This is a genomic window from Legionella worsleiensis, from assembly GCF_001467535.1.
Lineage (GTDB): Bacteria > Pseudomonadota > Gammaproteobacteria > Legionellales > Legionellaceae > Legionella > Legionella worsleiensis.
On sequence record NZ_LNZC01000012.1, the window covers coordinates 330,546 to 348,903 of the forward strand.

Sequence of the window (18,358 nt, forward strand, 5' to 3'; positions counted from 1 at the left end):
TGTGATTTATCATTGAATGGAGTAGAACAATCTGGGAAGGTTGGCAATAGAGGGTGAAAGCCCCGTATACGCAGATTTGATGAGGAACTAAGCACACGAACAAGTAGGGCGGGACACGTGAAATCCTGTTTGAAGATGGGTGGACCATCATCCAAGGCTAAATACTCCTTACTGACCGATAGTGAACTAGTACCGTGAGGGAAAGGCGAAAAGAACCCCGGAGAGGGGAGTGAAATAGAACCTGAAACCGTTTGCGTACAAGCAGTGGGAGCATGTTTTCGGACGTGTGACTGCGTACCTTTTGTATAATGGGTCAGCGAGTTACTTTCAGTGGCGAGGTTAACTGAATAAGGAAGCCGTAGAGAAATCGAGTCTGAATAGGGCGCGAGTCGCTGGGAGTAGACCCGAAACCGGGCGATCTAGCCATGTGCAGGATGAAGGTTGGGTAACACCAACTGGAGGTCCGAACCGGGTAATGTTGAAAAATTATCGGATGACGTGTGGCTAGGAGTGAAAGGCTAATCAAGCCCGGAGATAGCTGGTTCTCCCCGAAAGCTATTTAGGTAGCGCCTCGTGAATGATTACTGGGGGTAGAGCACTGTTTCGGCTAGGGGGCTGTCATGGCTTACCAAACCGATGCAAACTCCGAATACCGGCTAATTGAATCACGGGAGACACACGGCGGGTGCTAACGTCCGTCGTGAAGAGGGAAACAACCCAGACCGCCAGCTAAGGTCCCCAAGTACTAGTTAAGTGGGAAACGATGTGGGAAGGCATAGACAGCCAGGAGGTTGGCTTAGAAGCAGCCATCCTTTAAAGAAAGCGTAATAGCTCACTGGTCGAGTCGGCCTGCGCGGAAGATGTAACGGGGCTAAAACTAGTCACCGAAGCTGCGGATGTGCACTAAGTGCACGTGGTAGGGGAGCGTTCTGTAGGCTGAAGAAGGTGGATTGAGAAGTCTGCTGGAGGTATCAGAAGTGCGAATGCTGACATGAGTAACGATAATGAGGGTGAAAAACCCTCACGCCGGAAGTCCCAGGTTTCCTGCACGACGTTAATCGGAGCAGGGTGAGTCGGCCCCTAAGGCGAGGCTGAAGAGCGTAGTCGATGGGAACCAGGTTAATATTCCTGGACTTTTTATAGGTGGTGAAGTGGGGACGAAGAAAGCTAGATGAGCCAGGCGTTGGTTGTCCTGGTACTTGCATGTAGGAGGGGAGACTTGGCAAATCCGGTTTCCTGTTAACTCTGAGGTGCTAAGTGGTTCTGACATTTCGGTGTACAGAGAAGTCATTAATGCTCGGCTTCCAGGAAAAGCTGCTAGCCATAACCTATAGAGAACCGTACCGCAAACCGACACAGGTGGACAGGTAGAGAATACTGAGGCGCTTGAGAGAACTCGGGTGAAGGAACTAGGCAAAATGGTACCGTAACTTCGGGAGAAGGTACGCCCTTGCTGGTTAGTTTACTTGCTAAACAAAGCTGGTGAGGGCCGCAGAGACCAGGTGGCTGCGACTGTTTATTAAAAACACAGCACTCTGCAAATTCGTAAGAAGACGTATAGGGTGTGACGCCTGCCCGGTGCCGGAAGGTTAATTGATGGGGTCATCTTCGGAGAAGCTCTTGATCGAAGCCCCGGTAAACGGCGGCCGTAACTATAACGGTCCTAAGGTAGCGAAATTCCTTGTCGGGTAAGTTCCGACCTGCACGAATGGCGTAACGATGGCCACACTGTCTCCACCCGAGACTCAGTGAAATTGAAATCGCTGTGAAGATGCAGTGTACCCGCGGCTAGACGGAAAGACCCCGTGAACCTTTACTATAGTTTTGCACTGGACTTTGATAATCACTGTGTAGGATAGGTGGGAGGCTTTGAAGTGAGGACGCTAGTTCTTATGGAGCCGACCTTGAAATACCACCCTGTTGTTATTGAGGTTCTAACTTGGTCCCGTAATCCGGGATGAGGACAGTGTATGATGGGTAGTTTGACTGGGGCGGTCTCCTCCCAAAGAGTAACGGAGGAGCACAAAGGTACCCTCGGTACGGTCGGACATCGTACCAAGAGTGTAAAGGCATAAGGGTGCTTGACTGCGAGAGTGACGGCTCGAGCAGGTACGAAAGTAGGTCTTAGTGATCCGGTGGTTCTGAATGGAAGGGCCATCGCTCAACGGATAAAAGGTACTCCGGGGATAACAGGCTGATACCGCCCAAGAGTTCATATCGACGGCGGTGTTTGGCACCTCGATGTCGGCTCATCACATCCTGGGGCTGAAGCAGGTCCCAAGGGTATGGCTGTTCGCCATTTAAAGTGGTACGCGAGCTGGGTTTAGAACGTCGTGAGACAGTTCGGTCCCTATCTGCCGTGGGCGTAGGAAAATTGAGAGGAGCTGCTCCTAGTACGAGAGGACCGGAGTGGACGAACCTCTGGTGTACCGGTTGTCACGCCAGTGGCATAGCCGGGTAGCTAAGTTCGGACGGGATAACCGCTGAAAGCATCTAAGCGGGAAGCCTCCCTCAAGATGAGTTTTCCCATGAAGCCCGTTGAAGACTACGACGTTGATAGGCAAGGTGTGGAAGCGCAGTAATGCGTGTAGCTAACTTGTACTAATTGGCTGATTGTCTTGACCATATAATCTGAGTTGCTTTGGATTATAGAAGTAGACGAATAAATAGAGTAGAATGTGTTACCTCGAACTTTACCAGGCCTGAGCCGTGTTGAATTAAATAAATCGACACGCTTAAGGCAACCAGTTTTCCTGGCGACAATAGCGGTTTGGAACCACCTGATCCCATCTCGAACTCAGAAGTGAAACGAACATGCGCCGATGATAGTGTGAGGTTTCCTCATGCGAAAGTAGGTCATCGCCAGGGTTTTATTTAAGGCATACGTTAATAAAATAAAAATGTATGAACCTTTGTTATGTTAAAGAAGTATAAAAGCGTAGAGCTGGCGTAGCTCAGTTGGTAGAGCAACTGACTTGTAATCAGTAGGTCCCGGGTTCGATTCCTGGTGCCAGCACCATCTAAGTAGAAAAGAATGTCAACTAAATAGTTGACATTCAATTCATCTTAAAAGACAATAGCGTTCTTTTTGGAGGGGTTCCCGAGCGGTCAAAGGGATCAGACTGTAAATCTGACGGCTCTGCCTTCGAAGGTTCGAATCCTTCCCCCTCCACCAGATAAATGAAGAAAAGTAGAAAGCGGGTGTAGTTCAATGGTAGAACTTCAGCCTTCCAAGCTGATAGCGTGGGTTCGATTCCCATCACCCGCTCCATGATTGTAGTAGAAATATTTGCTTGTCAGCATGAGTTAGCAAGCTGATATATTAAGCCCACATAGCTCAGGCGGTAGAGCACTTCCTTGGTAAGGAAGAGGTCGTTGGTTCGAGTCCAGTTGTGGGCACCATGTAAATATCAATTAGCAAACGGGGAGACTTTCCGATGGCGAAGGAAAAATTTGAGCGTAAAAAACCGCACGTAAATGTGGGGACAATTGGTCACGTAGATCATGGTAAAACAACTTTGACCGCTGCGATCACAACGATTATGGCAAAGAAGTATGGCGGAACTGCAAAAGCATACGATCAGATTGATGCTGCGCCTGAAGAAAGAGAGCGTGGAATCACTATTTCTACAGCCCACGTTGAGTACGAATCTGCCAATCGGCACTATGCTCACGTAGACTGCCCAGGACACGCTGACTACGTTAAAAACATGATCACTGGTGCAGCTCAGATGGATGGAGCAATATTAGTTGTTTCAGCTGCTGATGGTCCTATGCCTCAAACAAGAGAGCACATTCTATTATCACGTCAAGTTGGTGTACCTTACATTGTTGTGTACATGAACAAGGCCGATATGGTTGATGATGCTGAGTTACTTGAACTGGTTGAGATGGAAGTTCGTGATTTGTTAAGCAGTTATGAGTTTCCTGGTGATGATATCCCTATTGTTGTTGGTTCAGCACTTAAAGCCCTTGAAGGTGATACTAGTGATATAGGCGTCCCATCGATTGAAAAACTGGTAGAAACTCTGGATTCATATATTCCTGAGCCAGTACGAAACATTGATAAATCATTCTTGTTACCAATCGAAGACGTATTCTCAATTTCTGGTCGTGGTACTGTTGTTACCGGACGTGTTGAGAGTGGAATAATTAAAGTAGGTGAAGAAGTAGAGATTGTCGGTATTCATGACACTCAAAAGACAATATGTACTGGTGTAGAAATGTTCCGTAAACTTCTTGATGAAGGAAGAGCTGGGGATAATGTCGGTGTATTACTGCGTGGAACCAAGCGTGATGAAGTTGAACGTGGACAAGTGTTGGCAAAACCGGGTACAATTAAGCCGCACACCAAGTTTGAAGCTGAAGTGTACGTATTGTCAAAAGAAGAGGGTGGCCGTCATACTCCTTTTTTCAATGGATATCGTCCGCAGTTCTATTTCAGAACGACTGACGTAACAGGTACTTGTGATCTTCCATCTGGAATTGAAATGGTAATGCCAGGAGATAACGTTCAGTTAGTTATCAACTTGCATGCGCCTATTGCGATGACAGAAGGTTTACGTTTCGCAATTCGGGAAGGTGGCCGTACTGTAGGCGCCGGTGTTGTCGCTAAAATTATCGAGTAATTAGAATGAGTAGCAATCAAAACATTAAAATTAGATTAAAATCCTTTGATCATCGGTTGATTGATTTATCGACTCGAGAAATCGTTGAGACAGCAAAACGTACAGGGGCTCAAATTAGAGGCCCTATACCCTTGCCTATCAGAAAGGAAAAATTCACTGTATTGACTTCTCCGCATGTGAACAAAGATGCACGAGATCAATATGAACTACGTACTCATAAACGTCTGGTCGTTATCGTTCATCCAACTGAAAAAACAGTAGATGCTTTGATGAAATTAGATCTGGCTGCTGGCGTTGATGTTCAGATAAGCCTTGATGACTAAATGTTAGGATGAAGGATATTTAAGAGGTATTACAATTATGACGGGTTTACTAGGCCGTAAAATCGGTATGACACGTGAATTTACAGCAGAAGGTGTTTCAATACCAGTAACTGTTGTAGAAGTTCAACCAAATCGTGTTTCTCAAATCAAAACTCCTGACGTTGATGGTTATTCAGCAGTTCAATTAACCGGTGGAGTAAAGAAAGCTAGCAAAGTGAATAAGCCTATGGCAGGACACTTCGCCAAAGCTGAAATCGAAGCTGGTGACATGTTAATTGAGTTTCATGTTGATACAGAACATTCCTACACAATGGGACAAGTAATTTCTGTTTCTGATCTCTTTACTGCTGGTCAATACGTTGACGTATCAGGTGTGAGTAAAGGTAAAGGATTTGCCGGTACAGTCAAAAGACATAATTTTAGAACTCAAGATGCAACTCACGGTAACTCAAGATCACACCGTGTACCCGGTTCTATAGGTCAAAATCAGACACCAGGTCGAGTATTCAAGGGTAAGAAAATGGCAGGACATTTGGGTAATGTGCGTTGTACAACTCAAAGTCTGGAACTTGTGCGTGTTGACGCTGAGAGAAATTTACTACTGATTAAAGGTGCTATTCCTGGTGCTCCGGGTTCACGAGTAGAAATCAAGCCTGCGATCAAAAAGCAAGCAAGAGGTGAGTGATGGAAATTACTACTATAGATACAAAAGCTCAATTGCAACTTAACGATGACATTTTTTCATACTCTTACAACGAAGGTCTGGTTCATCAAGCCGTTGTAACTTATATGAATAATGCCCGAAGTGGTAACAGTGCACAAAAAACCCGCTCTGAAGTTAGAGGGGGAGGACGCAAGCCATGGAATCAAAAAGGTACTGGCAGAGCACGAGCAGGAACAATCAGAAGTCCTATTTGGAGAAGTGGTGGAGTAACTTTCGCTTCTAAAAAACGAGATTACTCACAAAAACTTAATAAAAAAATGTACAAACGTGCATTACGTAGTATAATCTCCGAACTTTGTCGTACAGGCAATCTGGTAGTCGTTAACGATTTCCAATGTGAGAGCCATAAGACTAAAGATTTCATCAATAAAATGAACCAACTGGCTATTAAAAATGCTTTGGTTATTATGAATGAAGTCGGTGAAAACGAATACTTGGGTTCAAGAAATCTAATTGACTACGATATCTGTGATGTTACAACTATAGATCCTGTTTCCTTACTCAGATTTGAAAAAGTTGTTGTTACAGAAGCTGCAATTAAAAAAATTGAGGAACAGTTACAATGAATGCTGAGAGATTGATGATGGTTCTTCGTGAACCACATACTTCTGAAAAGGCTACTGTCATGGCCGATAAGTTTAAACAGTTTACCTTTAAGGTTTTAAAGACTGCGACTAAAACTGAAATTAAAATGGCTGTTGAGCACATATTTAACGTTAAAGTTAAGCATGTATCTGTTATCAATGTAAAGGGCAAAGCAAAACGCTTCAAACAAACTTCTGGAAAAAGAAGTGACTGGAAAAAAGCATTTGTTTCCCTTCACGCTGATCAAGATATTGACTTTACAGTTACCGAATAAGGCAGATTAAGATGGCACTACTAAAATCGAAACCGACATCGCCTGGTAAACGTGGCGAAATACGTGTTGTTCACCACAATATCCACAAAGGTAAGCCACATGCGGCTCTAGTTGAAAAGTTAAAAAAAACTGGTGGTAGAAACAACCAAGGCAGGATAACTGTAAGGCATATAGGTGGTGGTCAGCGCCAAAAATACAGACTGGTTGATTTCAAACGTGACAAAGACGGAATAACTGGAAAAGTTGAGCGTATTGAATACGATCCTAACCGTACAGCTCTGATTGCTCTTATCGCCTATAAAGATGGCGAGAAGAGATACATTATCGCACCCTCTAACCTTGAGGTTGGCGCAACTGTAGTTAGTGGAGCCGATTCACCGATTAGTGTCGGAAATTGCCTTCCACTTAAAAACATTCCAGTAGGTACAACTATTCATTGTGTCGAAATGAAAGCAGGCAAAGGTGCGCAAATGTTACGTAGCGCTGGCTGCAGTGGACAAATTGTAGCTAAAGAAGGTATCTATGCAACCTTGCGTTTACGTTCAGGTGAAATGCGTAAAATTCATGTTTTATGCAGAGCTGTAATCGGAGAAGTAAGTAATAGTGAACACAGCTTACGTTCTCTGGGTAAAGCAGGTGCTAAGCGTTGGAGAGGTATAAGACCAACTGTTCGTGGTGTAGCTATGAACCCTGTTGATCACCCACATGGTGGTGGTGAAGGTCGTACTTCTGGTGGACGTCATCCCGTATCTCCTTGGGGTGTACCAACTAAAGGTTATAAAACCAGAAGTAATAAGCGTACTGATGGCTTTATTGTCAGAAGACGTAAAAAGAAATAATTATTGAGAGGATATCAAGTGGCTCGTTCTATAAGAAAAGGTCCATTTATTGACCATCATTTGATCAGCAAAGTTGAAGCTGCAATCGAATCAAAATCTAAAAAACCAATTAAAACTTGGTCTAGACGTTCGACAATCGTTCCTGAAATGATTGACTTAACTATTGCTGTGCATAACGGCAAAGATTTCGTACCTGTCTATATCACAGATAATATGGTAGGTCACAAACTAGGTGAGTTTGCCATGACTCGTACATTCAAAGGTCATTCTGGAGACAGAAAGGCTAAAGGCAAGTAAGAGGGTATGATGGAAGTTACAGCTAAATTAAAAGGCGCTCCTTTATCTGCTCAAAAAGGTAGATTGGTAGCCGACATGATACGAAATATGAATGTATCAGGTGCACTTGACGTTCTCAAGTTTACACCAAAAAAAGGTGCTCAATTGATGTTGAAGTTGTTGGAATCTGCGATAGCAAATGCTGAAAATAACAATGGGGCAGATATTGATGATCTTAAAGTAGGTATGGTATGCGTTGATGAAGCAGCAACTTTAAAACGTATTAGTCCCAGAGCTAAGGGTCGTGCAAATCGAATTTGTAAACGTACCTGCCATATCACGATTAAAGTGTCTGACGAGGAATAGCAATGGGACAAAAAGTTAACCCTATAGGCATACGCCTTGGAATAATTAAAGATTGGAACTCCAAATGGTTTGCTGGTAAACGCTATGCTGAATTTTTGATTCAGGACATTAAATTGCGTAAAGAGCTTAAAAAGAAATTAATGGCTGCAGCTGTTAGTCAGATTCTTATTGAGCGACCAGCAAATAATGCTGTTGTTACTATTAAAACAGGTAGACCAGGAATCATCATCGGTAAAAAAGGCGGTGGAATTGAATCACTGCGTAAAGAAATATCCGATAAACTTGGTGTTCCAGTTCATTTAAATATTGAAGAAATTAAAAAGCCTGAGCTTGATGCAACACTGGTTGCAGAAGGTATTGCTCAACAGTTAGAGCAGCGGGTTATGTTTAGAAGAGCTATGAAAAGAGCGGTTACTTCAGCTCTGAAAGCCGGTGCTAAAGGTATTAAAATCTGTGTAAGTGGCAGACTTGGTGGTGCTGAAATAGCTCGTTCTGAGTGGTACAGAGAAGGACGTGTTCCTCTTCATACCTTTAGAGCGGATATTGATTACGGTACAGCTGAATCAAAAACTACCTACGGAATTATTGGTGTAAAGGTCTGGATCTTCAAAGGCGAAATACTGCCTCAAAAGAAAAGAATATCTGACAGCGCCCAGTGAGTGAGGAATAAGTATCATGTTGCAACCAAAACGTACTAAATACCGCAAGCAGATGAAAGGTCGTAATCGTGGTCTTGCTTTACGCGGTAGCAAGATTAGTTTCGGTGAGTTTGGTCTGAAAGCATTAGAGCGTGGTCGTCTTACAGCTCGTCAAATCGAAGCTGCACGTCGAGCAATGACTCGTCATATCAAACGTGGCGGTAAAATCTGGATTAGAGTATTTCCAGACAAGCCAATCACCCAAAAGCCTTTAGAAGTCAGACAAGGTAAAGGTAAAGGTAGTGTTGAATATTGGGTAGCTCAAATTCAACCAGGTAAAGTTTTATTTGAAATGGAAGGTGTTTCAAAAGAACTTGCTATGGAAGCCTTTGACCTAGCAAAGGCAAAACTGCCTTTCAAAGTAATATTTGAAGAACGGACGGTAATGTAATGAAAAAAATCGATGAATTGCGCAATTTGACTGTTGAAGAATTGCAAACTGAATTGCTTTCATTACGTAAAGAACAGTTTAATTTACGAATGAGAAAAGCAAGCGGCTCACTAGATAAAACACATCTCATCACTCTGGTGCGTAAGTCAGTGGCAAGAGTTAAAACAATGTTGACTGAAAAGGCAGGTAAGTGACATGTCTACTAATAGTGAATCAAACGCTAGAACTATGGTTGGAAAAGTAGTTAGTGACAAAATGGATAAAACAATAGTAGTTATGGTTGAACGTACTGTTAAGCATCCTAAGTACGGTAAGATCATGAAACGCAGAACTAAATTGCATGCTCACGATGAAAATCAAGTATGTCAAATCGGTAATACTGTGAAAATCCGTGAGTCAAGACCGCTCTCTAAAACGAAAAGCTGGGTATTAGTCGAAGTTATTTCTTAATCATCTCGGTTGATATACTTTTAAAACCCTAAAAGGCCTGATATAATCAGCAACCTTTTTCTGGTCGAAATTAGAGCTGGAGAATATAATGATCCAAATGCAGACAGTGCTCGAAGTTGCTGATAATAGCGGAGCACGAAAGGTAATGTGTATTAAAGTACTAGGTGGATCGCACAGACGGTATGCCCGTGTTGGCGATGTTATAAAAGTAAGTATTAAAGATGCTATACCAAGAAGTAAAGTAAAAAAAGGTGCTGTTATGAAGGCTGTTGTTGTTCGTACTGCTCAAGGTGTACGAAGAGATGACGGTTCTTTAATTCGTTTTGACGGAAATGCAGCAGTACTTTTAAATAACCAAAACGAGCCCATTGGAACTCGTATTTTTGGCCCCGTTACTCGCGAGCTACGAGAGAAGTTTATGAAAATAATTTCTCTGGCTGCTGAAGTTTTGTGAGAAGGATTAAAGTATGAAACGTATTAGATCAGGCGATGAAGTGATTATAGTCGCCGGTAAAAGTAAAGGTCATGTGGGTAAAGTCCTACGAGTAATCGGTAACACAGTAGTTGTTGAAGGTGGAAATTTAATCAAAAAACATGTTAAAGCCAATCCACAGCAACCAGAAAACAAAGGTGGAATTATTACACGTGAGGCTCCACTAGACGTTTCAAATGTTGCTCTTTACAACCCTGTTACAAAAAAAGCAGACAAAGTAGGCTTTAAGTATCTTGAAGAGAGCGGCGTTAGCAAGAAAGTTAGATACTTCAAATCTAACAATGAAATAATTGACCGTGTTTAATTAGGTGATTGAAATGGCGAGACTTAAAGAGTTTTACAAGAAAGACGTCGTCGCAATGATGATGAAACGGTTCAACTATTCAAGTGTTATGGAAGTACCCAAAATTACCAAAATCACCTTGAATATGGGTGTTGGTGAAGCTGTTGGTGACAAAAAAGTAATGAATCATGCTGTTGAAGACATGACTTTAATATCTGGCCAAAAACCAGTAGTAACCAAGGCAAAAAAATCGCTAGCGGGATTCAAAATCAGAGAAGGATGGCCTATAGGCTGTAAAGTTACTCTGCGCCGCGAACGTATGTATGAGTTTCTTGATCGATTAATTTCTGTTACTTTACCTCGTGTACGTGACTTTAGAGGATTAAACCCTAAGTCCTTTGATGGTACTGGTAACTACAGTATGGGTATACATGAGCAGATCGTGTTTCCTGAAATCGATTTTGATAAAACTGATGGTATAAGAGGTTTAGACATTTGTATCACTACAAGTGCTAAAACAAACGAAGAAGCTAAAGCTTTGTTAGAAGCATTTAATCTTCCATTGAAAGATAGAGAAAGAAAATAAAAGGGTGAAATTGTGGCTAAAAAATCAATGCTTGTGCGAGAGTTAAAGCGTGGAAAACTGGTAGCAAAATACAGACAACGCAGAAACGAATTAAAACAATTGATTAAATCATCTGATGATTTCCAGGTAATTATGGAAGCTCAGGCAAAATTAGCAAAATTACCAGTAAATTCTAATCCTGTTCGTCATAGTACTCGATGCCAGTGTTGTGGTAGGCCACACGCCGTCTATCGTAAATTCAACCTTTGCAGAATTTGTCTTAGACAACAACTAATGGTTGGCAATGTACCCGGCGGAAGAAAATCGAGCTGGTAAATTATTTTGATTGGAGAACGATTGTGAGTATGCATGATCCAGTTGCTGATATGCTGACCAGAATACGAAATGGTCAACAAGCGAAACATCAGCAAATAACATTAGTTTCTTCTAAGTTAAAAGAGGAAATAGCTCGTGTTTTGAAAGAAGAAGGCTACATCGAAGACTTCTTTGTCGAGACATTAGACAATAATCTTAAGTCTATAACTGTTAAGCTTAAATATTATCATGGCAGACCAGTTATTGAATTAATTAAACGAATTAGCCGACCTGGACTAAGAGTATATAAATCTTACAAAGATCTTACATCTATTCCTGGTTTTGGTGTGGCGATACTGTCTACATCCAAAGGTATAATGACTCATATATCTGCTAAATCTAAGGGTGTTGGTGGCGAAGTCATTTGTGAAGTGGCTTAATTCTTGCGAGGAATGATATGTCTAGAGTAGCAAAAGCCCCTGTTGTTCATCCTGCAAATGTTGAAGTGTCGTTTGCTGATGGAATGATTACTGTTAAAGGGCCCAAAGGAACACTAACCCAAAAAATAAACAGGTTAGTGAGTATTACTAAAAGTACTGAATCTAACCAGCTGGAATTTTCTCCTGCTGCGAATGATCCTAAAGCTTGGGCTCAGGCTGGTACAGCCAGAGCTTTAGTAAGCAATATGGTTCATGGTGTTACTGACGGGTTTACCGTTACGCTTGAGCTAGTTGGTGTTGGTTACAGAGCACAAGCTAAAGAGAACTCCATTACCTTATCATTAGGTTTTTCTCATCCTATTGAATACAATTTACCAAAAGGCGTAAGTGTCGAGACTCCAAACAATACAACAATTGTATTGAAAGGTGTTGATAAACAAATTTTGGGACAGGTCGCTTCTGAAATAAGAGCATTTAGACCACCAGAACCTTATAAGGGTAAAGGCGTTCGATATGCTGGCGAAGTAATTTCACGAAAAGAAGCCAAAAAGAAATAAGGTATAAGTCATGAATAAGCAAAACTCGCGTGAAAGACGTGGATTAAAAGCCAAAGCGTTAATCCGTAAATCGGGTAGAGCAAGATTAGTTGTTTATAGAAGTGGTGTACACATCTATTCTCAAATTGTTCAAGCTGATGATCTCGGTGATAAGGTATTAGTAGTCTGCTCTACTAACGATAAAGAACTAAGAACCAGTCTGTCTGGAAAATGCAAGGTAGAACAAGCCACTTTGGTGGGTAAACTGCTTGGAAAACGAGCCAAAGAGCAAGGCATAAGCCAAGTTGCATTTGATCGTGCTGGTTATAAATATCATGGCCGAGTGAAGGCACTTGCAGAAGGTGCGCGCGAAGCTGGTTTAGATTTTTAAGGAACGATTATGGCATTCGAAGAATCAACCAAGTCAGATGGATACCAAGAAAAGCTGGTATCAGTAAACCGTACCGCAAAAGTAGTTAAAGGCGGTCGTGTTTTCGGCTTTGCTGTTTTGGTCGTTGTGGGTGACGGTAAAGGTAGAGTAGGTTTTGGTCGTGGTAAAGCACGTGAAGTTCCTATTGCAATTCAAAAAGCAATGGATCAAGCCAAAAAGAATATGGTTTATATTCCTTTGTCTGGTACAACGATTTTCCATGAGATTACTTTTAACTATGGTGCTTCCAAAGTATTCATGAAGCCTGCTAGTGAAGGTACCGGAATTATTGCTGGTGGTGCAATGAGAGCAGTACTTGAAGTTTTGGGTGTTCAAAACATCCTTGCTAAAAGTATTGGTTCTACTAATCCTAGTAATATCGTACGTGCGACCGTTGGTGCTTTAACTAGTATTGGTACACCTGATTACGTTGCTGCCAAACGTGGTAAAACTGTTAATGAAGTAATGGCGGGCTAATTATGGAAAAGAAAATAAAAATTACTTTGGTTAAAAGTACTATCGGTAGAAAACCAAAGCACATAGATATTGTTAAGCAACTTGGTTTAGGTAAAACAAATTCCTGTGTATTTCATAATGACACGCCTTCTATACGTGGTCTTGTGAATGCGATAAACTACCTGTTGCTCGTTGAGGAGAGTGTATAATGAATCTGAATTCACTATCACCAGATCCTGGTTCAAGACCTCCTAAGAAACGTTTGGGAAGAGGAATTGGTTCCGGTTTAGGTAAAACAAGTGGTAAAGGTCACAAAGGGCAAAAAGCCCGCGCTGGTGGTTACCATAAAATCAACTTTGAAGGCGGGCAAATGCCGATTCAAAGAAGACTGCCTAAGATGGGATTTAAATCCAGAGTTGGTCGTACTGTAGATGAAGTTTGTTTAAACGAACTTGCCAAGATAAATGCTGATGTTATTGATATGGTTACACTACGCGAAGCTGGTGTTATTAATCATTCAATTAAAGAAGTTAAAGTTATTCTTTCTGGTGAGTTAACTAAAGCCATCAAGCTTAAAGGATTAAGAGTCACTAAAGGTGCTCGTCTTGCTATAGAAGGCTTGGGTGGCAGTATAGAAGAGTGACTATGAGAAACCAAAAACATAATGGTAGCCAATCTCGTGGAGGATTGGCTGAATTAAAATCAAGATTGATGTTTGTTATTCTTGGAATATTAGTATATAGATTAGGGGCTCATATACCAGTTCCTGGTTTAGATCCCAATAAGCTTGCTAATTTTTTTAATGAACAACAAAACACCATTTTTGGCTTATTTAATATGTTTTCTGGTGGAGCCTTATCTCGTGTTACGGTTTTTGCTATCGGTATAATGCCGTATATTTCTGCTTCAATTATTATTCAACTTTTTTCAGTTGTTTCACCTAAACTGGAACAACTAAAGAAAGAAGGTGAGTCCGGACGTAGAAAAATCAATCAATACACCAGATATCTCACTCTTTTGCTTTCTGTTTTTCAATCATTGGGTATGGCTCGATGGCTAGCAGGACAGCAGATCGCCATGCAACCGGATCTGTCTTTCTATTTCACTGCTGTAGTTACCTTGGTAACAGGAACTATGTTCCTAATGTGGTTAGGAGAACAGATTACTGAAAAAGGTGTTGGTAACGGAATTTCTCTAATAATCTTTTCCGGTATTGTATCCAGTATGCCAACCGCAATAGCATCTGTGTTGCAGCAAGTTAAAGAAGGGCAAATGCAGGCTTTAACACTGGTTGTAGTCACAGTTGTCGTTGTAGTGGTCACTGGTTTTGTCGTGTTCATGGAAAGGGCTCAGAGAAGAATAAGAGTCAATTATGCGCAAAGAACGCAAGGCAGAAAAGTGTATGCGGCTCAAACTAGCCACTTACCCTTGAAAATAAATATGTCTGGTGTCATACCACCCATATTTGCATCAAGCATCATTCTGCTGCCTGCAACCTTAGCTCAATTCTTTTCACACAGTAAAGGGATGAGCTGGTTATCTGATGTAGGTATGGCTCTGTCTCCAGGACAGCCTCTATATCTAATTGTTTACGCCATTGCGATACTATTTTTTGCGTTCTTTTATGCAGCTTTGGTATTTAATCCCAAAGATACCGCAGAAAATTTGAAAAAGTCTGGGGCTTATATACCCGGCATTAGACCTGGTGAGCAAACTACTAAGTATATTGATTCGGTGATGACCCGTTTAACCCTCGTAGGTGCTTTATATTTAGTTTTAGTTTGTTTATTACCTCAGATCTTGATGTATACATGGCATGTCCCCTTTTATTTTGGTGGAACATCATTGCTCATTATCGTTGTTGTTATTATGGATTTTGTAGCTCAGATACAAGCTCATTTAATGACCCAACAATATGATTCTTTAATGAAAAAGGCTAATTTCAAAGGTACTAAACTACCTGGTCTATTATGATTTTTATCGGAGTTCGGAATGAAAGTAAGAGCATCAGTGAAGCGCATTTGTCGCAATTGCAAAATAATTAAAAGAAGTGGCACTATACGAGTAATTTGTAAGGATGCCAGACATAAGCAAAAGCAAGGTTAATATCTGCTTGATTTAATTTTATAAAAATAGTATTCTTCTGTCCCTTTCGACAGAACAAAATAACGTTCGGAGAAGCTAATGGCTCGTATTGCAGGAGTGAACATACCTGATCACAAACATGTGGTTATAGCTTTAACTGCTATTTATGGTATTGGTAAAACCACATCTTTAAAATTATGTAAAACAGTTGATGTTGATCCTTCAGCTAAAGTTTCGCAATTGTCCGATGCTCAACTTGAGTCATTGAGGATTGAAATTGCAAAAATGACTGTAGAAGGTGATTTGCGTCGTGTAGTTACAATGAATATTAAACGACTGATGGACTTGGGCTGTTACAGAGGCTTAAGGCATAGAAGAGGTCTACCCTTACGCGGACAACGTACGAAAACAAATGCTCGTACTAGAAAAGGCCGTAGAAAAGGCACTAGTAATTGATTTTTCATGTAGGAAAATAAGATGGCAATAACTAAGTCAAAACAGCAAAAAGTACGAAAAAAAGCAAAACGTGTTGTATCAGATGGTATAGTTCATGTTCATGCATCTTTCAATAATACAATTGTTACCTTTACTGATAGACAAGGTAATGCGTTATGTTGGGCAACGTCAGGTGGATCAGGTTTCAGGGGTTCACGAAAAAGTACACCTTATGCTGCACAAGTTGCAACAGAACGTGCTGCGGTTGTTGCTAAAGAATATGGTATGAAATCTGTAGCAGTGTTTGTTCATGGTCCTGGTCCAGGAAGAGAATCCACCATTCGTGAATTGATATCTCAGGATTTTAAAATTGTTGAAATAACCGATGTGACTGGCATACCTCATAATGGTTGTAAGCCACCTAAAAAACGTCGTGTGTAAGACTCAGGAGTAATTAATGGCTAGATATCTTGGTCCAAAATGTAAATTATCACGACGTGAAGGTTGTGATTTATTACTAAAAAGTGGTGTACGTGATCATAAATCAAAATGTAAATCTGAAAAATTACCTGGTCAACATGGTGATAAAAAGCCACGTTTGAATGGTTACGGAATTCAGCTTAGAGAAAAGCAGAAGATTCGCAGATTATATGGTGTACTCGAGAAGCAGTTCCGCAATTATTATAAGCTAGCTGCTCGTCAAAAAGGTTCTACTGGTGAGAACTTGATGTCTCTTTTAGAAAGACGTCTCGATAATGTAGTATATCGTATGGGTTTTGCTAGTACTCGTGCAGAAGCTCGACAACTGGTTACTCATAAAGCAATACTTGTAAATGATAAAATAGTTAACGTACCTTCATTTTTAGTAAGTCCAGGCGACGTTATTACCGTTCGTCAAAAAGCTAAAAGTCAAGGTCGTGTTCAGGCGGCATTAGCATTATCTGAACAACGAGCTCCTTGTGACTGGATTACTGTAGATACTACCTCTTTTAAAGGTACTTTTTCTACAGCACCAACGTTAACTGACTTATCTTCAGACTACAACGTTAATTTAGTTGTAGAACTTTACTCTAAGTAAGCTCGGAGAAATAGCTGAATGTATACTGAAATCAATGAAATGCTAACGCCTAAAGTGCTTAAGGTACAGGCTGAGTCACCTTATAAAGCTAGAATCGTTCTAGAGCCTTTGGAGAGGGGTTTTGGTCACACACTCGGCAATGCGTTGAGACGTATATTATTGTCATCTATGCCTGGAAGTGCCATTACTGAAGCTTCAATAGACGGTGTTCTTCACGAGTACAGTACTATTGAGGGCGTTCAGGAGGACGTAGTAGATTTACTTCTTAACCTGAAACTGGTTGCTATTAAATTAACAGTCGGTGAAGATGCACTTCTCACGCTTAATAAACAAGGTCCTTGCCAGGTTACTGCTGGTGATATTCAATTAACACATGGTCAGGAGATAGTGAATCCTGAATTAGTGCTTGCCAATTTGAACGAAAAAGGCAAATTGAATATGACTTTGAAGGTTGAGAGAGGCATAGGTTTTCACAGTACAGATACCTTCGTCAGTCACCTTGATGATGAAATTGAGAAGAAATCTGTTGGTAAATTAAAAATCGATAATAGTTTCTCTCCTGTTAAAAAGGTCGCTTATTTTGTCGATAGTGCGCGTGTAGAAAATCGTACTGATCTTGACAAGTTAACTATTGAATTAGAAACGAACGGCACCATTGATGCGGAAGAAGCAATACGCATATCAGCCAGCATTCTTCAAAGACAGTTGCATTCTTTTGTCGATATGAAATTTGAAGAATCACGTACTGATAATAAAGAACGTAATGATTTCGATCCCGTATTGTTACGGTCTGTTGATGATTTGGAATTAACTGTTCGTTCTGCTAATTGTTTAAAAGCAGAAAACATTCATTATATTGGCGATTTAGTTCAAAGAACTGAAAATGAGTTGTTAAAAACACCTAATCTTGGAAAGAAATCTCTTACGGAGATCAAAGATGTATTAGCTTCTCGTTCTTTATCGCTGGGAATGAAACTTGAGAATTGGCCGCCAGCGAGTCTTGGCGAGTAATATTTAGGAGTCTTTGTTATGCGTCACCGTAATTCGGGCCGTAGTTTTAGCCGTACAAGTAGCCATCGTAAAGCTATGTTTTCTAACATGTGCTGTTCTTTAATTGAGCACGAGTTAATCAAAACAACATTGCCAAAAGCAAAAGATTTACGTCGTTACATTGAACGTTTAATTACTGTAAGTAAGGGCGATTCAGTAGCATCTCGTCGTCATGCTTTTAATTTTTTGCGTTCTAAATCGGCAGTCGGAAAACTGTTTACTGATTTAGGTCCACGATTTGTCGAAAGACCTGGCGGATATTTGCGAATTATTAAGTGTGGATTTAGAGAGGGCGATAATGCTCCTATGGCTATCGTAGAGCTATTAGACAGACCAACTAATACTGCATCTGAAGATTAAATCTGCAGATTAAGCCTAATCTGATGAGAAACCCGCTTCATGCGGGTTTTTTTATTTACTTCTTTTAATATTTTTTTTCTGTAATCATAGAATGATTGGATAAGAGAATATTAATTTAATGTGCGGGATAATTAAACCTTGATTTCGCTATCGCTGCATCAAGGCTACAAGGTGTTACTCGTTGATTATTATAAAAGTAGATACTGTCTTTAAAGGCAAGCAAAATTTTCATTAAAAGGTTGCTTGCTTTTAAGTACTCCAAAAATGATATGAGCTAA

At 40.9% G+C, this 18,358-nt stretch carries 29 protein-coding genes, 4 tRNA genes and 2 rRNA genes (1 of these 35 running past the window's edge); all 35 read left to right on the forward strand.

The features are described 5' to 3' along the window. Positions 1–2,626, forward strand: a 23S ribosomal RNA gene (locus tag Lwor_RS07285) (it extends 270 nt beyond the left edge of the window). A gap of 126 nt (positions 2,627–2,752) precedes the next feature. Then, a 5S ribosomal RNA gene (gene rrf, locus Lwor_RS07290) occupies positions 2,753–2,868 on the forward strand. 75 nt (positions 2,869–2,943) lie between these two features. Continuing rightward, positions 2,944–3,019: transfer RNA gene (locus Lwor_RS07295), tRNA-Thr, on the forward strand. Positions 3,020–3,090: 71 nt separating this feature from the next. Beyond that, positions 3,091–3,175, forward strand: a tRNA-Tyr gene (locus tag Lwor_RS07300). A gap of 22 nt (positions 3,176–3,197) precedes the next feature. Further along, positions 3,198–3,271 (forward strand) — tRNA-Gly (locus Lwor_RS07305). Positions 3,272–3,326: 55 nt separating this feature from the next. Continuing rightward, positions 3,327–3,402 (forward strand) — tRNA-Thr (locus Lwor_RS07310). Positions 3,403–3,437: 35 nt separating this feature from the next. Further along, complete coding sequence (gene tuf / locus Lwor_RS07315) at positions 3,438–4,628, forward strand: elongation factor Tu (protein WP_028385545.1); 1,191 nt, start codon at positions 3,438–3,440, stop codon at positions 4,626–4,628. A 5-nt stretch (positions 4,629–4,633) separates the two neighbouring features. Further along, positions 4,634–4,951, forward strand: coding sequence for a 30S ribosomal protein S10 (gene rpsJ, locus Lwor_RS07320; protein WP_003633094.1), 318 nt, complete (start codon positions 4,634–4,636; stop codon positions 4,949–4,951). Between the two features lie 34 nt (positions 4,952–4,985). Then, positions 4,986–5,636 (forward strand): 50S ribosomal protein L3, encoded by a 651-nt coding sequence (gene rplC, locus Lwor_RS07325; protein WP_083501590.1) that lies wholly within the window; start codon positions 4,986–4,988, stop codon positions 5,634–5,636. After that, positions 5,636–6,241: a 50S ribosomal protein L4 gene (rplD, locus tag Lwor_RS07330; protein ID WP_058493227.1), complete on the forward strand. Its 606-nt coding sequence runs from the start codon at positions 5,636–5,638 to the stop codon at positions 6,239–6,241. Before rplC ends, rplD begins: the two co-directional genes overlap by 1 nt. Further along, complete coding sequence (rplW, locus tag Lwor_RS07335; protein WP_058493228.1) at positions 6,238–6,534, forward strand: 50S ribosomal protein L23; 297 nt, start codon at positions 6,238–6,240, stop codon at positions 6,532–6,534. Before rplD ends, rplW begins: the two co-directional genes overlap by 4 nt. Before the next feature lie 11 nt (positions 6,535–6,545). Further along, a complete protein-coding gene (gene rplB / locus Lwor_RS07340; protein WP_058493229.1) occupies positions 6,546–7,373 on the forward strand; it encodes a 50S ribosomal protein L2 in 828 nt (275 codons plus the stop codon). Between the two features lie 18 nt (positions 7,374–7,391). Continuing rightward, positions 7,392–7,670, forward strand: coding sequence for a 30S ribosomal protein S19 (gene rpsS / locus Lwor_RS07345; RefSeq protein WP_058493230.1), 279 nt, complete (start codon positions 7,392–7,394; stop codon positions 7,668–7,670). Positions 7,671–7,679: 9 nt separating this feature from the next. Next, positions 7,680–8,015: a 50S ribosomal protein L22 gene (rplV, locus tag Lwor_RS07350; RefSeq protein WP_028385540.1), complete on the forward strand. Its 336-nt coding sequence runs from the start codon at positions 7,680–7,682 to the stop codon at positions 8,013–8,015. Positions 8,016–8,017: 2 nt separating this feature from the next. Beyond that, positions 8,018–8,674 carry a 30S ribosomal protein S3 gene (gene rpsC, locus Lwor_RS07355; RefSeq protein ID WP_058493231.1) on the forward strand — a complete coding sequence of 219 codons (657 nt, stop codon included), beginning with the start codon at positions 8,018–8,020 and terminating at the stop codon, positions 8,672–8,674. A gap of 16 nt (positions 8,675–8,690) precedes the next feature. After that, entirely contained in the window at positions 8,691–9,104 is a 414-nt protein-coding gene (gene rplP / locus Lwor_RS07360) for a 50S ribosomal protein L16 (protein WP_058493232.1), read from the forward strand. Beyond that, entirely contained in the window at positions 9,104–9,298 is a 195-nt protein-coding gene (gene rpmC, locus Lwor_RS07365; protein ID WP_058493233.1) for a 50S ribosomal protein L29, read from the forward strand. The genes rplP and rpmC overlap by 1 nt, the downstream gene beginning before the upstream one ends. Position 9,299: 1 nt before the next feature. Beyond that, positions 9,300–9,554: a 30S ribosomal protein S17 gene (rpsQ, locus tag Lwor_RS07370; RefSeq protein ID WP_058493234.1), complete on the forward strand. Its 255-nt coding sequence runs from the start codon at positions 9,300–9,302 to the stop codon at positions 9,552–9,554. A gap of 88 nt (positions 9,555–9,642) precedes the next feature. After that, entirely contained in the window at positions 9,643–10,008 is a 366-nt protein-coding gene (gene rplN, locus Lwor_RS07375) for a 50S ribosomal protein L14 (RefSeq protein WP_028385535.1), read from the forward strand. Between the two features lie 13 nt (positions 10,009–10,021). Continuing rightward, entirely contained in the window at positions 10,022–10,351 is a 330-nt protein-coding gene (gene rplX, locus Lwor_RS07380; protein WP_058493235.1) for a 50S ribosomal protein L24, read from the forward strand. A gap of 13 nt (positions 10,352–10,364) precedes the next feature. Further along, on the forward strand, positions 10,365–10,916 hold the full coding sequence (gene rplE / locus Lwor_RS07385) for a 50S ribosomal protein L5 (RefSeq protein WP_058493236.1): 552 nt from the start codon (positions 10,365–10,367) through the stop codon (positions 10,914–10,916). A gap of 12 nt (positions 10,917–10,928) precedes the next feature. After that, positions 10,929–11,231, forward strand: a complete 303-nt coding sequence (rpsN, locus tag Lwor_RS07390) for a 30S ribosomal protein S14 (RefSeq protein ID WP_058493237.1) — start codon at positions 10,929–10,931, stop codon at positions 11,229–11,231. A 29-nt stretch (positions 11,232–11,260) separates the two neighbouring features. Further along, a complete protein-coding gene (gene rpsH, locus Lwor_RS07395; RefSeq protein ID WP_202967151.1) occupies positions 11,261–11,650 on the forward strand; it encodes a 30S ribosomal protein S8 in 390 nt (129 codons plus the stop codon). A gap of 17 nt (positions 11,651–11,667) precedes the next feature. Then, positions 11,668–12,207 (forward strand): 50S ribosomal protein L6, encoded by a 540-nt coding sequence (rplF, locus tag Lwor_RS07400; protein WP_058493239.1) that lies wholly within the window; start codon positions 11,668–11,670, stop codon positions 12,205–12,207. Between the two features lie 10 nt (positions 12,208–12,217). Further along, entirely contained in the window at positions 12,218–12,577 is a 360-nt protein-coding gene (gene rplR / locus Lwor_RS07405; RefSeq protein ID WP_058493240.1) for a 50S ribosomal protein L18, read from the forward strand. Between the two features lie 9 nt (positions 12,578–12,586). Beyond that, a complete protein-coding gene (rpsE, locus tag Lwor_RS07410) occupies positions 12,587–13,093 on the forward strand; it encodes a 30S ribosomal protein S5 (RefSeq protein ID WP_058493241.1) in 507 nt (168 codons plus the stop codon). Positions 13,094–13,095: 2 nt separating this feature from the next. Then, the gene (gene rpmD, locus Lwor_RS07415) at positions 13,096–13,281 is read left to right on the forward strand and encodes a 50S ribosomal protein L30 (RefSeq protein WP_058493242.1); all 186 of its coding nucleotides are present in this window, start codon (positions 13,096–13,098) and stop codon (positions 13,279–13,281) included. Beyond that, entirely contained in the window at positions 13,281–13,715 is a 435-nt protein-coding gene (gene rplO / locus Lwor_RS07420) for a 50S ribosomal protein L15 (protein ID WP_058493243.1), read from the forward strand. Before rpmD ends, rplO begins: the two co-directional genes overlap by 1 nt. Positions 13,716–13,717: 2 nt before the next feature. Beyond that, positions 13,718–15,046 carry a preprotein translocase subunit SecY gene (gene secY, locus Lwor_RS07425; RefSeq protein ID WP_058493244.1) on the forward strand — a complete coding sequence of 443 codons (1,329 nt, stop codon included), beginning with the start codon at positions 13,718–13,720 and terminating at the stop codon, positions 15,044–15,046. 18 nt (positions 15,047–15,064) lie between these two features. After that, on the forward strand, positions 15,065–15,178 hold the full coding sequence (rpmJ, locus tag Lwor_RS13475; protein ID WP_010946099.1) for a 50S ribosomal protein L36: 114 nt from the start codon (positions 15,065–15,067) through the stop codon (positions 15,176–15,178). A 78-nt stretch (positions 15,179–15,256) separates the two neighbouring features. Further along, a complete protein-coding gene (gene rpsM / locus Lwor_RS07430; protein ID WP_058493245.1) occupies positions 15,257–15,613 on the forward strand; it encodes a 30S ribosomal protein S13 in 357 nt (118 codons plus the stop codon). A 21-nt stretch (positions 15,614–15,634) separates the two neighbouring features. After that, complete coding sequence (gene rpsK, locus Lwor_RS07435) at positions 15,635–16,033, forward strand: 30S ribosomal protein S11 (protein WP_028385523.1); 399 nt, start codon at positions 15,635–15,637, stop codon at positions 16,031–16,033. A gap of 16 nt (positions 16,034–16,049) precedes the next feature. Further along, positions 16,050–16,670, forward strand: a complete 621-nt coding sequence (gene rpsD / locus Lwor_RS07440) for a 30S ribosomal protein S4 (protein WP_058493246.1) — start codon at positions 16,050–16,052, stop codon at positions 16,668–16,670. Positions 16,671–16,688: 18 nt separating this feature from the next. After that, positions 16,689–17,681 (forward strand): DNA-directed RNA polymerase subunit alpha, encoded by a 993-nt coding sequence (locus Lwor_RS07445; protein WP_058493247.1) that lies wholly within the window; start codon positions 16,689–16,691, stop codon positions 17,679–17,681. Positions 17,682–17,699: 18 nt separating this feature from the next. Then, positions 17,700–18,080 (forward strand): 50S ribosomal protein L17, encoded by a 381-nt coding sequence (gene rplQ, locus Lwor_RS07450; protein ID WP_058493248.1) that lies wholly within the window; start codon positions 17,700–17,702, stop codon positions 18,078–18,080. Positions 18,081–18,358 lie beyond the last annotated feature (278 nt).